Source organism: Caulobacter sp. GW822-FHT07D08 (assembly GCF_058798735.1).
In genome coordinates, this window is the sequence record NZ_JBXAKU010000035.1 from 1 (window position 1) to 12,825 (window position 12,825).

General features: G+C 68.1%; 12 protein-coding genes, 1 tRNA gene and 1 pseudogene. 6 read left to right on the forward strand and 8 right to left on the reverse strand.

Features of this window, described 5'->3' with window-relative positions; genetic code table 11:
- Positions 1-177 precede the first annotated feature (177 nt).
- From AC1RJ9_RS27760 to AC1RJ9_RS27780, 5 genes and pseudogenes are all read right to left on the reverse strand, one after another.
- On the reverse strand, positions 178-558 hold the full coding sequence (locus AC1RJ9_RS27760; RefSeq protein ID WP_492841860.1) for a hypothetical protein: 381 nt from the start codon (positions 556-558) through the stop codon (positions 178-180).
- 145 nt (positions 559-703) lie between these two features.
- Positions 704-864, reverse strand: a pseudogene (locus AC1RJ9_RS27765) (hypothetical protein).
- Between the two features lie 101 nt (positions 865-965).
- Positions 966-1,523, reverse strand: coding sequence for a transcription termination/antitermination protein NusG (gene nusG / locus AC1RJ9_RS27770; RefSeq protein ID WP_099581184.1), 558 nt, complete (start codon positions 1,521-1,523; stop codon positions 966-968).
- Between the two features lie 10 nt (positions 1,524-1,533).
- Positions 1,534-1,851, reverse strand: a complete 318-nt coding sequence (gene secE, locus AC1RJ9_RS27775; RefSeq protein WP_492841862.1) for a preprotein translocase subunit SecE — start codon at positions 1,849-1,851, stop codon at positions 1,534-1,536.
- A 96-nt stretch (positions 1,852-1,947) separates the two neighbouring features.
- Positions 1,948-2,023: transfer RNA gene (locus tag AC1RJ9_RS27780), tRNA-Trp, on the reverse strand.
- Between the two features lie 235 nt (positions 2,024-2,258).
- On the opposite strand from AC1RJ9_RS27780, the gene AC1RJ9_RS27785 reads away from it, so the two are divergent.
- A complete protein-coding gene (locus AC1RJ9_RS27785) occupies positions 2,259-2,468 on the forward strand; it encodes a hypothetical protein (RefSeq protein WP_492841864.1) in 210 nt (69 codons plus the stop codon).
- An 18-nt stretch (positions 2,469-2,486) separates the two neighbouring features.
- Here the strand turns inward: AC1RJ9_RS27785 and AC1RJ9_RS27790 are convergent, their stop codons facing one another.
- On the reverse strand, positions 2,487-2,906 hold the full coding sequence (locus tag AC1RJ9_RS27790) for a hypothetical protein (protein ID WP_395445672.1): 420 nt from the start codon (positions 2,904-2,906) through the stop codon (positions 2,487-2,489).
- Positions 2,907-3,367: 461 nt separating this feature from the next.
- Between AC1RJ9_RS27790 and AC1RJ9_RS27795 the strand changes: the two genes are divergently transcribed.
- The 3 genes from AC1RJ9_RS27795 to AC1RJ9_RS27805 all read left to right on the forward strand — a co-directional run bounded on the left by AC1RJ9_RS27795 (position 3,368) and on the right by AC1RJ9_RS27805 (position 7,523).
- Positions 3,368-4,195 (forward strand): ferredoxin--NADP reductase, encoded by an 828-nt coding sequence (locus AC1RJ9_RS27795; protein WP_492841868.1) that lies wholly within the window; start codon positions 3,368-3,370, stop codon positions 4,193-4,195.
- A gap of 124 nt (positions 4,196-4,319) precedes the next feature.
- The gene (locus AC1RJ9_RS27800) at positions 4,320-5,552 is read left to right on the forward strand and encodes a molybdopterin molybdotransferase MoeA (RefSeq protein WP_492841870.1); all 1,233 of its coding nucleotides are present in this window, start codon (positions 4,320-4,322) and stop codon (positions 5,550-5,552) included.
- Positions 5,553-5,636: 84 nt separating this feature from the next.
- Complete coding sequence (locus tag AC1RJ9_RS27805) at positions 5,637-7,523, forward strand: polysaccharide biosynthesis protein (RefSeq protein WP_492841872.1); 1,887 nt, start codon at positions 5,637-5,639, stop codon at positions 7,521-7,523.
- A gap of 6 nt (positions 7,524-7,529) precedes the next feature.
- Here AC1RJ9_RS27805 and AC1RJ9_RS27810 read toward each other — a convergent pair whose 3' ends face one another.
- Positions 7,530-8,435 carry an NAD(P)/FAD-dependent oxidoreductase gene (locus tag AC1RJ9_RS27810; RefSeq protein WP_492841874.1) on the reverse strand — a complete coding sequence of 302 codons (906 nt, stop codon included), beginning with the start codon at positions 8,433-8,435 and terminating at the stop codon, positions 7,530-7,532.
- A gap of 26 nt (positions 8,436-8,461) precedes the next feature.
- The gene (locus tag AC1RJ9_RS27815) at positions 8,462-10,657 is read right to left on the reverse strand and encodes a catalase (RefSeq protein ID WP_492841876.1); all 2,196 of its coding nucleotides are present in this window, start codon (positions 10,655-10,657) and stop codon (positions 8,462-8,464) included.
- Between the two features lie 228 nt (positions 10,658-10,885).
- Between AC1RJ9_RS27815 and cytX the strand changes: the two genes are divergently transcribed.
- Both cytX and AC1RJ9_RS27825 read left to right on the forward strand, forming a co-directional pair.
- Positions 10,886-12,163 carry a putative hydroxymethylpyrimidine transporter CytX gene (gene cytX / locus AC1RJ9_RS27820; protein WP_492841878.1) on the forward strand — a complete coding sequence of 426 codons (1,278 nt, stop codon included), beginning with the start codon at positions 10,886-10,888 and terminating at the stop codon, positions 12,161-12,163.
- Between the two features lie 70 nt (positions 12,164-12,233).
- Positions 12,234-12,728 carry a hypothetical protein gene (locus AC1RJ9_RS27825; RefSeq protein ID WP_492841880.1) on the forward strand — a complete coding sequence of 165 codons (495 nt, stop codon included), beginning with the start codon at positions 12,234-12,236 and terminating at the stop codon, positions 12,726-12,728.
- The last annotated feature ends 97 nt before the right edge of the window (positions 12,729-12,825 follow it).

Sequence of the window (12,825 nt, forward strand, 5' to 3'; positions counted from 1 at the left end):
AGCGCTTCATCTAAGCCCCCGGAGATTAACCTCCGAGAATCATAGCCTAAATCGACGTTTTCACACAGCCTCCACCCTTGTCAGTCCTTCGCGACGTCCGCTTTCGGCGCCAGATTGATATTCACAGCGCCCGCTTGCTCGGGTTCCGCAGGCTCTGCCTATTGGCGCCACAACCTCCTACCTCTCCTTTCGCCCCAGCTTTCTCAGCGCCGCGCGCATGGCGACGGCCTGGGCGGCGGGGGGCTTGGGGTCGGGCTCCGCGATCTCCGGAACGAGGACGCGGATCGCCGCCGCCTCGAGGCGTTCGAGCAACGTGTCGGGGATGACGGGTTCGCGCCGCGCCTTGACCTTCGAGGGGACCATGGCGGCGATCCTGCGGGCGTCGGCGGCCAGTTGGCCGCAGGCGCGGGCCTTGGCGCGGGCGAGGGCGACCACGGCGGGGTCGGCGCTGTCGTCGATCAACGCCCAGGCCGCGTCGAGGGCGGCCATCAGCTTGGCCTGCAAGGCGGCGCACCAGGCGCTGGGATCTTGGGCGCTGAGATCTCGGGTCTGGCTCATGAGCCTAGCATGCGGCCGTCGCGAACGCGGATGACAGGAAACGTGCGTTTTCGTCCAAGCCCCTGGCCCGTAACGGAAACGCTCATTTCTGGCCGGGGAAGCAGGCCGCTCAATCCCCGTGCTCGCGCCAGGGTCCCAACTGAATTCAAGCGTTGGGCTTCCGCGGGAAATTCAAGGCCACCCATCCTTTGTCATCCCGGAAACGCCGCAGGCGTTGTCCGGGACCCAGGGGCCGGCGCATCGCGGTTGCCCCTGGTCCCGGCTCTCCGCTTCACTGCGGCCGGGATGACAGGTTGAGCGGGCGATCCCTCAGAGCGCGCCACCCTGTGGATAACTCGCCCCGACAGGCATGAAAAACCCCGCGTCTCGCGACGCGGGGCTCTTCGGATCCGAAGTGGATCGTGACTTTAGGAGATCTTTTCGACCTGGGCGTATTCCAGCTCGACCGGGGTGGCGCGGCCGAAGATCGAGACGGTGACCCGCAGGCGGGCCTTTTCCTCGTCGACCTGCTCGACCGAGCCGTTGAAGCTGGCGAACGGGCCGTCGATGACGCGGACGTTCTCGCCGACTTCGTACAGGACGACGGTCTTGGGCTTCTCGACGCCTTCCTCGATGGCGCCGACGATGCGCTGGACTTCCTTTTCGGAGACCGGCATCGGCTTGGAGCCGCTGCCCAGGAAGCCCGTGACCTTCGGGGTGTTCTTGATCAGGTGGTAGGCTTCGTCCGAGAGGTTCATCTTGACCAGGACATAGCCCGGGAAGAACTTGCGCTCGGCGTTGACCTTACGGCCGCGGCGGATCTCGACGACCTCTTCGGTCGGAACCAGGATCTCGGAGAAGTTCTCCTCCAGGCCCTGGTTCTTGGCCTGCTCGCGGATGCTCTCGGCCACCTTCTTCTCGAAATTCGAGTAGGCGTGGACGATGTACCACTTGTGGTTCGGGTTGGACGCGGTTTCGGTGCTCATCGTCTCTATCTTATCCCGAGGTCGCCAGCTTCAGGAGCTGATTGATGGCGAAGCCCAGGCCGCCGTCGACGGCCAGGAAGAACAACGACGCCAGGACCACCATGATGAAGACCATCACGGAGGTGATCCAGGTTTCCTTGCGGCTGGTCCAGGTGATCTTGCGGGCCTCGGCGCGCACCTCACGGAAGAACTGCACCGGCGTGGTGCGCTTCTTCGGCGGGGCGGGCGCGGCGACGGCCGCGGCGGCCCCGGCGGGCGCCATCGCCGCAGCCGTCTTGGCGGCGCGGTTCTTGATCGCTGACGGGCTGGATCCCGGTTTCCTGGCCATGCTCTAGAGGCTCACGACTTCCTAAGTTGGACCCGGACCTACAAGCGGCCCGGCGGCCATAGCCGGGCCCGAAAGCGACCCGTCAAACATATATAGTGGCAGGAGTGGGGGGACTCGAACCCACGACTTTCGGTTTTGGAGACCGACGCTCTACCAGCTGAGCTACACTCCTGCGGACCGACCACCCTTTCGGGCCGACGGACATCCGGAGACAGACAGCGCGCCGGAAGGCTTGGAAGCCTCGGCGCGCCACGTCCTGTCGCCAGAGCCGCGCCATTTAGCAGGGTCGCGAACGGCGGGCAAGCGGCGCGCGGAGGTTTGAGCGGCTTCGCGGGCTCGATCGTGGTTTTCTTCCCGGCCCACGGGCTCTTGGCGAGGATCGAAGGCGAGGATCGAAGCCTGGGGCGGTGCGTTCTTACGCCATGCCCACGATCACCAATCCGCCCCAGCCGGCCTCATCCTCCGACCGCCCGTCGAATCGGGAAGTCGAGAACGAGAACCAGAAGCCCTCGCCCCGCGAAGGCGAGCCGCCGCGACCGGCCACCGAGCCTCAAGGCGCGGCCGACAGCACCCGTTCGCCGAAGACCCGGACGGATCCGGGCTCCGGCGAGGGTTAGGACGCTCTTCGGTCTGACCTAGCCGGCCTTGGCCAGCTTGGTCTTTTCGCCCTTGTCGGCCGCGGTCGAGTCGCTGGCCGGCAAGGTCGCGCCGCACTGGATGCCCAGATACGACCACTTAACGTCCGTCAGCTCGCGGCCGCACTGGGTGTTCTTGCCCGAATCCCTGCCGCGCAGCGAGACCGCGACGCCCTTCGACATGTCCGGCGCCGGACTGGCGCTGCTGATGTCATAGTAGCCGCCGCCACGCCCTTTCACGACGAGACAGTTGGTCTTCTCGACGGGCCGCACGCAGCCCGACGCCGTGACCGACGTGGATTCCACGACAACCTGATTAGCTTGCGCGACTTTCGTCTTCGCGCCGCCGTCACTGCAGGCAGCCAAACCAAACGCTAACAGACCGGCCGCCGCGGCGGCCCCTACGAACCAAACCCGCATACGTTCCTCCGTATCGTTGGCTCCGCGAACGAAGCAAAAGGAAGTCTGCGCCTCGTTTGGAATACCGGCAATCACATTTTTGACGTTTTCGAAAAACCGGTCCGGCGTTTTGACGGTTCGAGAAAAAGATTGTCCCTAATCGGACGACATACGCACGCGTTTGCGAAACTGATCCATGGCGGTGCAATCCTATGCCGAACAGGCACGACATTTCTTCTTATCTGAATATTTGCTGGCGAACCGAGACGCCGCTTTTTCTTACGGCGCGAATACTCAGCCTGATCTTCCGACTCGCCGACACATCGCGGACACTGGCGCGCAGGCGCGAACCGGCGGCGAAGTTTTTCCGGGGACGACTTTAGACAACCGGCGTTGACATCAAGACGGGCTTGCACAAATGAGACAGGCGTCGCCTCAGGGCCGTGGCGGCGCCCTTTTCTCTCAAGGATTTCAGAGCTCAGATGACGGCCACCGCGACCGCCGCAACGCCGGTTAAAGAAGCCCCTTTCCACGTCGAGAAGGTGCTGTGGGTCAAGCACTGGACCGACCGCCTGTTCAGCTTCGGCATCACCCGTCCGGCGTCCTTCCGCTTCCGCTCGGGCGAGTTCGTGATGATCGGCCTGCCGCCGCGCGAAGAGCTGGGCGAGAAGAAGCCGATCCTGCGCGCCTACTCGGTGGCCTCGCCGCACTTCGCCGAGGAGCTGGAGTTCTTCTCGATCAAGGTTCCGGACGGTCCGCTGACCTCGCGCCTGCAGCTGATCCAGCCGGGCGATGACATCCTGCTGGGCAAGAAGCCGACCGGCACGCTGGTTCTGGACGCCGTCCGCCCGGGCAAGCGCCTGTTCCTGTTCGGCACCGGCACGGGCCTGGCGCCCTGGCTGGCGGTGGCCCGCGACCCTGACGCCTACAGCCGCTTCGAGCGCGTGATCGTCGCCCACGGCGTGCGCGAGGTGAAGGAGCTGGCCTATCGCGACCTGTTCACCCACGACATCTTCGACGATCCGCTAGTCGGCGACGAGGCCCGGGCCCAGCTGACCTACTACCCGACCGTGACCCGCGAGCCGTTCGAGCGTCAGGGCCGCTTCACCGACCTGATCGAGAGCGGCAAGCTGTTCAAGGACCTCGGCCTGGACCAGACGAAGTTCGACCCCGAGAACGACCGCGCCATGCTGTGCGGCTCGATGGCGATGATCAAGGACACCGCCGCCCTGCTCGAAGCCCATGGCCTGAAGGAAGGGTCCAACGCCGATCCGGGCGACTTCGTGATCGAGCGGGCGTTCGTGGGGTGATGCGGGCCCGATAACCTCGTCCTTCGACAAGCTCAGGATGAGGTTATCTAGTGCGTCGACATCAAATTAGTCCTCATCCTGAGCCTGTCGAAGGGCGGGGACGGCATCCTGGACGGAACGGCGCGTGACCAACCTCAAGAACCTCACCGTCGAAGACGCCCGCGCCCGGATTCTGGACGGCGCCGGACGGCTCGGCGTCGAGACCGTCTCGCTGGAAGCCAGCCTCGGCCGTGTCCTGGCCCAGACCATCACCGCCCCCCGCCCGCAGCCGCCGTTCGACGCCTCGGCCATGGACGGCTGGGCGATCCGGCGGGCGGACTACGCGCCCGGCAAGGCCTTCGCGATCGCCGGCGAGAGCGCCGCGGGCAAGGCCTATCCGCATGAAGTCCGGACCAATCAAGCGGTGCGCATCTTCACCGGCGCGCCGGTTCCGGCCGGCGCCGACCTCGTCGTCATCCAGGAAGAGGCCATCCGCGACGGCGATACGGTCCGCTTCGAAGCGGGCAAGACCCCCAAGTCCAACACCCGCCCGGCCGGCGGCGACTTCCAGGCCGGCGACGTCCTGCTCGAGCCCGGCGTCGTCATCGATCCGTGGCGGCTCAGCCTGATCGCCTCGGCCGGTCTCGGCGAGGTCGCCGTCGCCCGCCGCCCGCGCGTGGCGATCCTGGCCACCGGCGACGAGCTGGTCCCGCCCGGCGCCAGCCCGCGCCCGGACCAGATCTTCGAAAGCGGCTCGTTCAGCCTGGTCGCCCTCGTCCAGGCCTGGGGCGGCGAGGCCTTCCGCCTGACCGCCGCGGCCGACGACGCAACCGCCATCGCCGCCGCCGTCTCTTCCCGCGCCTCCCGCGAGGGGCCGGTGGAAGCCGACCTGATCGTCACCATCGGCGGCGCCTCGGTCGGCGACCACGACCTGGTCAAGCCGGCCCTGAAGACCCTGGGGCTGGAACTCGCCGTCGAGACGATCGCCGTCCGTCCCGGCAAGCCAACCTGGTCCGGCCGCCTTTCGGATGGCCGCCGCGTGCTGGGCCTGCCTGGCAATCCGGCCTCGGCCCTGGTCTGCGCGGAGCTTTTTCTGCGCCCGCTGCTGGCGGCCCTGGCCGGCGGCGACGCCGAGGTCCGTCTACTCCCGGCCCGCCTGGCCGCCGCCCTGCCCGCCACAGGTCCCCGCGAGCACTGGATGCGCGCGGCCCTGTCCGTCGATCCCGAGGGGCGAACGATCGCCCACGTATTCCCCGATCAGGATTCCTCGCTGGTCAGCGTCTTCGCGCGGGCCGATGCTCTCCTGCGACGACGGGCGGGAGTCTCCGCCGCCTCGGCGAATGACATCGTCGACGTTCTGCTTCTGCGGCGCGGCTGAAACCGCGACGGCGACAATTTCGCGTGCTAAGCCCGGACGAGTTTCACGGGCGCGACCCGACCTTCAGGCCGAGAGGTTCTATTCATGGGGCATGTTGGCAAGATCGCGGCCCACGTTCTGCTGGCCTCATTGGCCCTGCTGTTCGGGCGATACCTCGTCATCGACATGCCCTTCACGCCCGACACCCTGGTACAGGCGGGCTACTACGGACTGGGCGCTCTGATCGTCGAGCTGCTGTTCCGCGTCGAGCGCGCGCCCTGGCGCTTCGTGTCGGCCAGCGACCACCTGCGCCTGTTCCGCTCGGCCGTGCTGACGGCGGCGACCTTCCTGGTCATCACCCGCCTGGTTCACCCGGGAATCGACGGCGGCCTGCGCATGGTCGCCGGCGCGGCCCTGATCCAGGCCACCTTCCTGTCGGCCCTGCGCGTCATCCGCCGCAGCCTGCACGAGCGCCAGCTGTTCGATTCGGTCCTGCGTCTGGGCCCCGCCTCGATGCAACCGGCCCTGCCGCGCCTGCTGATCATCGGCTCGGCCAACGAGGCCGAGGCCTTCCTGCGCGCCCCGGCGGGCCTCGGCGAACGCTACGCCCCGATCGGCGTGGTCTCGCCGCATGACCGCGAGATGGGCGACGAACTGCGCGGCGTCTGCGTGCTGGGCTCGATCGCCGACTTCGACAGCGTGCTGGCCCGCCTTCGCGACAGCGGCCTGTCGCCCTCGGCCATCCTGTTCCTGACCGACAGCGCCATGAGCACCTTCGGCGCCGAGCGCCTGGGTCGCCTGAAGACCGAGGGCGTGCGCCTGCTGCGCCGCCACGGCGTGGTCGAGATGGGCGCCGACGCGGCCGCCGTCGCCTCCCTGCGCGAGATCAGCATCGAGGAACTGCTCAGCCGTCCGCCCGTCCGCCTCGACCCCGAGCCCGTCCGCGCCCTGGTCGCGGGTCGCCGCGTCCTGGTCACCGGGGCCGGCGGCAGCATCGGCTCGGAACTGTGCCGCCAGATCGCCGCCAGCGGCTGCGCCCACCTGACCATGGTCGACGCCTCGGAATACAACCTGTTCCATATCGACCGCGAAATGGCCCAGACTTGGCCCGGCATGCCGCGCCGCGAGATCCTCTGCGACGTGCGCGACGCCGCCCGGGTCCACCGCGTCTTCGCCGAGCAGCACCCCGACATCATCTTCCACGCCGCGGCGCTGAAGCATGTGACCCTGGTCGAGAACCATCCTTGCGAGGGCGTGCGCACCAATGTGCTGGGCACGCGCAATGTCGCCATCGCCGCCAAGGCCTGCGGCGCCGCGCACCTGGCCCTGATCTCCACCGACAAGGCCGTGGCCCCGACCAGCGTGATGGGCGCGGCCAAGCGCGTGGCCGAGGCCGTGGCGCGCCAGTATGGCGGCGGCGGCGACATGCGCGTCAGCATCGTCCGCTTCGGCAACGTGCTGGGCTCGGCCGGCTCCGTCGTGCCGATCTTCCAGAGCCAGATCGCGCGGGGCGGCCCGATCACCCTGACCGACGCCGCGGTCGAGCGCTACTTCATGACCATCCCCGAGGCCGTGCAGCTGGTGCTGCGCGCCGTGGCCCTGTCGCGCATCGCCTCCGAACCCGAGGCCGGCGTCCTGACCCTGGAGATGGGCGAGCCGGTCAAGATCATCGACCTGGCCCGCCGGATGATCGAGCTGCAGGGCCTGACCCCCGGCAAGGACATCGAGATCCTGATCACCGGCCTGCGTCCCGGCGAGAAACTGACCGAGACCCTGGTCGACGCGAACGAGATCGCCCGCCCCAAGGCCCCCGGCATCATGGAAGCCCTGCGCCTGGCCGACGCGCCGATCATCGAGCCCGAGCGCCTGATGGCCCTGGACGCCCTGGCCGAGGACGGCGACGAAGCCGCCGTGCGCGCCCACCTGTTCGACCTGGTCGAGGACCTGCGTCAGGTCGGACCGTCCAAGGTGGTCAAGATCCGGGCGTCCTGAGACGCGTTAGCGCAGCAGCGGCGCCAGCGCGGCCAGATCGTTGCGCAGAGTGGTCGCGGCGACCCCGGCCTCGCCCATGGCGTGGCTGATCTGATCCAGCCCCAGCACCACGTCGCCGGCGGCGTAGAGGCCGGGGATGCTGGTGCGCTGATGGGCGTCGACCTTGATGCAGCCGTCCTCGGTGACGGCCGCGCCCAGGGCCCGGGCGAGGTCCGAATGGACGTCGGAACCCAGAGACGGATAGACAGCGTCGAAGCGCAGACGGCCCGCCGTGCAGGTCACGACCAGACCGTCGTTCTCCAGGTGGAAATCACGCGCCGGGCCGGCGAAACGTTTGACCCCGATGACGTCGAGACGAGCCCGGGCGGTCTCGTCCAGACCATCCTCGCCGGTCAGGCCGATCAGGCTGACATCGGCGGTGTAGCCGCGCAGGAACTCGGCCTCGCGCGCGGCGCGCGGACCGCGGCCGACGACCGCCACGGCCTGGTCGGTGACCTCATAGCCGTCGCAGACTGGACAATAACGCAGGCGTCCCTGCCGCAGCGCCTCGGCGTGGAGAGCCTCGTCCATCAGCGGCCGCCGATTGGTCACCCCCGTGGCGAGGAGGACGGTTCGAGCCGCAATCTCGCGATCGGGCAGCGTGGCGCGGAAACCATCCTCGCCGCGCCCCAGGTCGGTGACGCGCCCGGCGATCAGCTCCGTTCCGTAGAGGACCGCCTGTTCGCGCATCCGCTCCAGCAACGCCACGCCGGAGATTCCGTCGGGAAAGCCGGCGTGGTTGCGGGTGAGCGGGATCTTCCCGGCGCGGCTGTCGCCGGCGTCGACCACCTGCACGGACAGGTGGAAGCGCGCGGCGTAGATCGCGGCGGTCAGGCCGGCGGGCCCGCCGCCGATGATGAGACAGTCGATCATGGATGGCAGGGCGCCGAGGCGTGGCTTCAGGCCGCCGCGATCAGCGGCTTGGGCGGCGGACGCACCAGGGGCTCGCGCGCCCAGATGCGGCCGGCCGAGGCCGCGGCGATGAAGTCGTCGAGGCTGGCGTCCGGCAACGCGATCAAGCCCGCGTCGTCATCGGGCCCCACGTCGACGATGCCGCCCGCCGCGAACAGCGGCGCGGCCGAGGGCAGGTAGGCGATGACCTTCAGGTGGCCATAGGCGTCCCGCAGGAAGTTGACCGCCGCCGCCTCGATCGCCAGCTGCTCGCCGCCGTCATCCGACGGCAGGATGGCCACCGCGTCGAACAGCACCGACGGACCGCCGTCGATCTTGTGGTCGACCGGCAGCAGCGCGCCGCTCGCCGTGGTCACGCCATAGATGGTCGGGCCGATGATCTGCAGCCTCGCGCCCGCCGCCTCGACCGCGGCCTTCAGTTTGGCGACCAGCTTGTCGTCGCAGCCGTCGCTGACCAGGGCGCCGATCTTGCGGCCCTCCAGGGTCGGCGCGGCCTTGGCCAGCAGGCTGAGCATGGGCGAAGGCTCCATGTCCTTGGCCGAAATCGGCGCGGGGGCCGGGACGATCTTGCCCGGGAAGCCCAGGCCTTCGGCCACCGACTGGGCCAGGAATTCATCGATGTGGATCAGCCGCGACAGCACGGCCTCGCGAACACGGGGCGTCACGCACTTGCTGAGCTCGAAGACCAGGGCCGCGACGATGTGGTCCTGCTCGGGCTTGGTCTGGCTGGCGAAGAACAGCCGGGCCTGGGTGTAGTGGTCGGCGAAGGTCTCCGGCCGCAGGCGCAACTGCTCGCCGGCCTCCGGATTGGGGAAGGTGTGGAAGCCGCTTTCCAGCGACTCGCGCGCCACGTCGGCGCCCAGGCTGGAGGGCTCGTAGTTCACCTGGCCCTTGGGAACGCCCATCTGCATGTGACCGTCGCGCTGCAGGTTGTGAAACGGGCACTTGGGCTGGTTGATCGGGATCTGGTGGAAGTTGGGCCCGCCCAGGCGCTTGAGCTGGGTGTCCTGGTACGAGAACAGCCGGCCCTGCAGCAGCGGGTCGTTGGTGAAGTCGATCCCCGGCACCACGTGGGCGGCGCAATAGGCCACCTGTTCGGTCTCGGCGAAGAAGTTGTCGGGGTTGCGGTCCAGAACCATGCGGCCGACCACCCGCAGGGGGATGACCTCCTCCGGGATCAGCTTGGTGGCGTCCAGCACGTCGAAGTCGAAGCCGTCGGCCTGCTCCTGGGTGAAGGTCTGCAGGCAGAACTCCCACTCGGGGAAGTCGCCCCCCTCGATGGCTTCCCAAAGGTCGCGGCGGTGGAAGTCGGGATCGGCGCCGTTGATCTTCAGGGCCTCGTCCCAGACCACGGACTGCGCCCCCAGCTTGGGCCGCCAGTGGAACTTGACGAAGGTGCTGTCACCCGCCGCGTTGATCAGCCGGAAGGTGTGGACGCCGAAGCCTTCCATCATTCGCAACGAGCGCGGGATCGCCCGGTCGCTCATCACCCACATGATCATGTGCATGCTCTCGGGCGTCAGCGAGATGAAGTCCCAGAAGGTGTCGTGCGCCGTCTGGGCCTGCGGGAACTCGCGATCGGGATCCTGCTTGGCCGCGTGGATCAGGTCGGGAAACTTGATGGCGTCCTGGATGAAGAACACCGGGATGTTGTTGCCGACGAGATCGAAATTGCCCGCTTGCGTATAGAACTTCACCGCGAAGCCGCGCACGTCGCGCGGCAGGTCGGCCGAGCCCTTGTTGCCGGCCACCGTCGAGAAGCGGGTGAACACCGGGGTGCGCTCGCCAGGGCGCTGCAGGAAGTCGGCGCAGGTGACGTCGGCGCAGGACTCCAGGCACTCGAAGAAGCCGTGCGCGGCCGAGCCGCGGGCATGGACCACGCGCTCGGGGATGCGCTCGTGGTCGAAGTGCATGATCTTTTCGCGCAGGATGAAGTCCTGCAGCAGCACCGGACCACGCGCGCCGGCCTTCAGCGAGTTCTGGTTGTCGGCGATCGGCACGCCTTGGTTGGTGGTCAGCTGGGTGGCCGGGCCGTCGGCCTGCTGATGCGTTTCGCCGCCGGGAGCGATGAGCGTCTCGCCCTCGGTCGAAGGGCCCGCGGGTTGGGGGACCTTCGTCGAAATCGGGGGCTTAGCGCCTGCGCGCGGGGCCGTCTTGGCCTTGGTTTTCGCCGGGGTGGCCATGAGCGTCTTCCGATTGTGTGGATGTGAGAGCCTAACGTCCGTTCGCGGCGCGAGGTTGCGGTCGTGAACTCGACACATCGGCGACTTCGGTATCGCGCCGCGAAGACGACCTGCTAGAGTATTTTCCGACGAAGTGGATACCGGTTCGTCGTCAGAAAATGCGTTAAAACAATACGCTAGAGCTTTTCACCGATCCAATTGGATCGGGAAATGCTCTAGACCGGGCCCATGGCTGAACTCCACGACACCTACGATCCCCTGACCCCCGTTCCGGAAGCGCGCCGGGTCTTCCGCGCCCAGGACGCGTTTTCGCTGTGGTTCAGCCTGGGCATCGGCCTGCTGGTGCTGCAGGCCGGCGCGTTCCTGGTCCCCGGCCTCAGCCTGGGCATGGCGCTGGCGGCGATCGTCACCGGCTCGGTGCTGGGCGCCCTGCTGCTGGCCGCCGCCGGCGTGGTCGGGAGCGATACCGGCCTCTCCGCCGTCGGCACGCTGCGGCTGGCGCTGGGCGCGCGCGGCGCGGCGGTCCCGGCCGCGCTCAACGCCATCCAGCTGACCGGCTGGGGCGCGTTCGAGATCATCGCCATGCGCGATTCCGCCGACGCCCTGACCAGGCAGACCTTCGGCTTTTCCAACCCGATGATCTGGACCCTGGCGTTCGGGATCCTGGCGACCTTCCTGGCCATCCAGGGACCGGTGTCGTTCGTGCGCCGCTTCCTGCGCGCCTGGGGCCTGTGGCTGCTACTGGCCGGCGCCGGCTGGCTGAGCTGGCGGCTGCTGGCCGAGCACGACCTTGCGGCCCTGTTGGCCAAGGCCGGCACCGGCGAGATGAGCTTCGGGGCCGGCGTCGACCTGGTGGTGGCCATGCCGCTGTCGTGGCTGCCGCTGATCGCCGACTACACCCGCTTTGGCCGCACCAGCGGCGGCATGTTCAAGGGTTCGGCGACCGGCTACGTGCTGGCCAACATCTGGTTCATGGCCCTGGGCGCGGCCTATGCCCTGGTGTCGGGCGGCGGCGACAACCTGCTGCTGACGGCCCTGGCGGCCAGCGGCGGCGGTGTCGCCCTGCTGCTGATCGTCATCGACGAGACCGACAACACCTTCGCCGACATCCACTCGGCCGCCGTCTCGACCGCGACCCTGGTCCCCGCCAAGCCGGCCAACCTGGCCCTGGCCTTCGGCGCGCTGTGCACGACCATCGCCCTGTTCGCGCCGATCACCCAGTACGAGGGCTTCCTGCTGCTGATCGGCTCGGTCTTCGCCCCGCTGTTCGGCGTGCTGCTGACCGACCACTTCGTCCTGCGCCGCCGCGCCGCCGCCGTGGCCCGGAGCGGCCTGAACCTGCCCGGCCTGCTGGCCTGGGCGATCGGCGTCGCCGCCTATCAGGGCTTGAGCCGCCTGGCTCCGGACCTCGGCGCCACCCTGCCCAGCTTCGTGGCGGCCGGGGTGGTCTATCTGGGGCTGAAGCGGGCGTGGGGCGGCCGGAGGTCGTCCGACTCGACTCTTTGACATGCAGCAATGCGCCGCTGCCGCTGACGGCCAAGGCTGTCCCCCACAGCGACGGCAAAGGACAAGGCGAATGACCACGCCAACCGGCACGGCAAGAAGGTTGTCTCGGCATCCGGCCGCACTGCAGATGCTTCTACGCAAGTGGCACGCCTACATCGGGATGATCATCGCGCCCACCGTCCTGCTCTTCGCCATGACGGGCGTGTTGCAGATCTACGAGTTGCACGAAGCCCATCCTGGCTACGCGCCGCCGGCGGTCGTGGCCAAGCTGGGGGTGCTGCACAAGAAGCAGCTCTATCGCGAAGGGCGTCGTCCCCAGTCGCAGCCCTCCGCGAAGCCCTCGCCGGGGCCCGCCCCGGCCGCATCGCGTCCGGAAGCCAAGGCTCAGCGGCTTCCGACGACCTTGCTGAAGGCGTTCTTCGCCCTGGCGTCGGTCGGCCTGATCATCTCGACGATCACCGGCGTCTGGATGACCCTGCGCCAACCGTTGCACCGCATGCGCCATATCCTGCTGCTGGTGGTCGGGACGGTCGTTCCCTTCGTCCTGTCCTGCCTTAGCCAATGAACGGCGACATCACCGGCCTCGCCTAGAGCCCTTTAGCTTTAGATGGAATCATCTAAAGCGTTCAAAAGGGCTCTAAATGTTTGATTCTAGAGCCTGT

Coding starts and splice junctions, on each gene's coding strand:
- AC1RJ9_RS27760 (WP_492841860.1), bottom strand. CDS start 558: ATGAGCCAGACCCGAGATCTCAGCGCCCAAGATCCCAGCGCCTGGTGC.
- nusG (WP_099581184.1), bottom strand. CDS start 1,523: ATGAGCACCGAAACCGCGTCCAACCCGAACCACAAGTGGTACATCGTC.
- secE (WP_492841862.1), bottom strand. CDS start 1,851: ATGGCCAGGAAACCGGGATCCAGCCCGTCAGCGATCAAGAACCGCGCC.
- AC1RJ9_RS27790 (WP_395445672.1), bottom strand. CDS start 2,906: ATGCGGGTTTGGTTCGTAGGGGCCGCCGCGGCGGCCGGTCTGTTAGCG.
- AC1RJ9_RS27795 (WP_492841868.1), top strand. CDS start 3,368: ATGACGGCCACCGCGACCGCCGCAACGCCGGTTAAAGAAGCCCCTTTC.
- AC1RJ9_RS27805 (WP_492841872.1), top strand. CDS start 5,637: ATGGGGCATGTTGGCAAGATCGCGGCCCACGTTCTGCTGGCCTCATTG.
- AC1RJ9_RS27810 (WP_492841874.1), bottom strand. CDS start 8,435: ATGATCGACTGTCTCATCATCGGCGGCGGGCCCGCCGGCCTGACCGCC.
- AC1RJ9_RS27815 (WP_492841876.1), bottom strand. CDS start 10,657: ATGGCCACCCCGGCGAAAACCAAGGCCAAGACGGCCCCGCGCGCAGGC.
- cytX (WP_492841878.1), top strand. CDS start 10,886: ATGGCTGAACTCCACGACACCTACGATCCCCTGACCCCCGTTCCGGAA.
- AC1RJ9_RS27825 (WP_492841880.1), top strand. CDS start 12,234: ATGACCACGCCAACCGGCACGGCAAGAAGGTTGTCTCGGCATCCGGCC.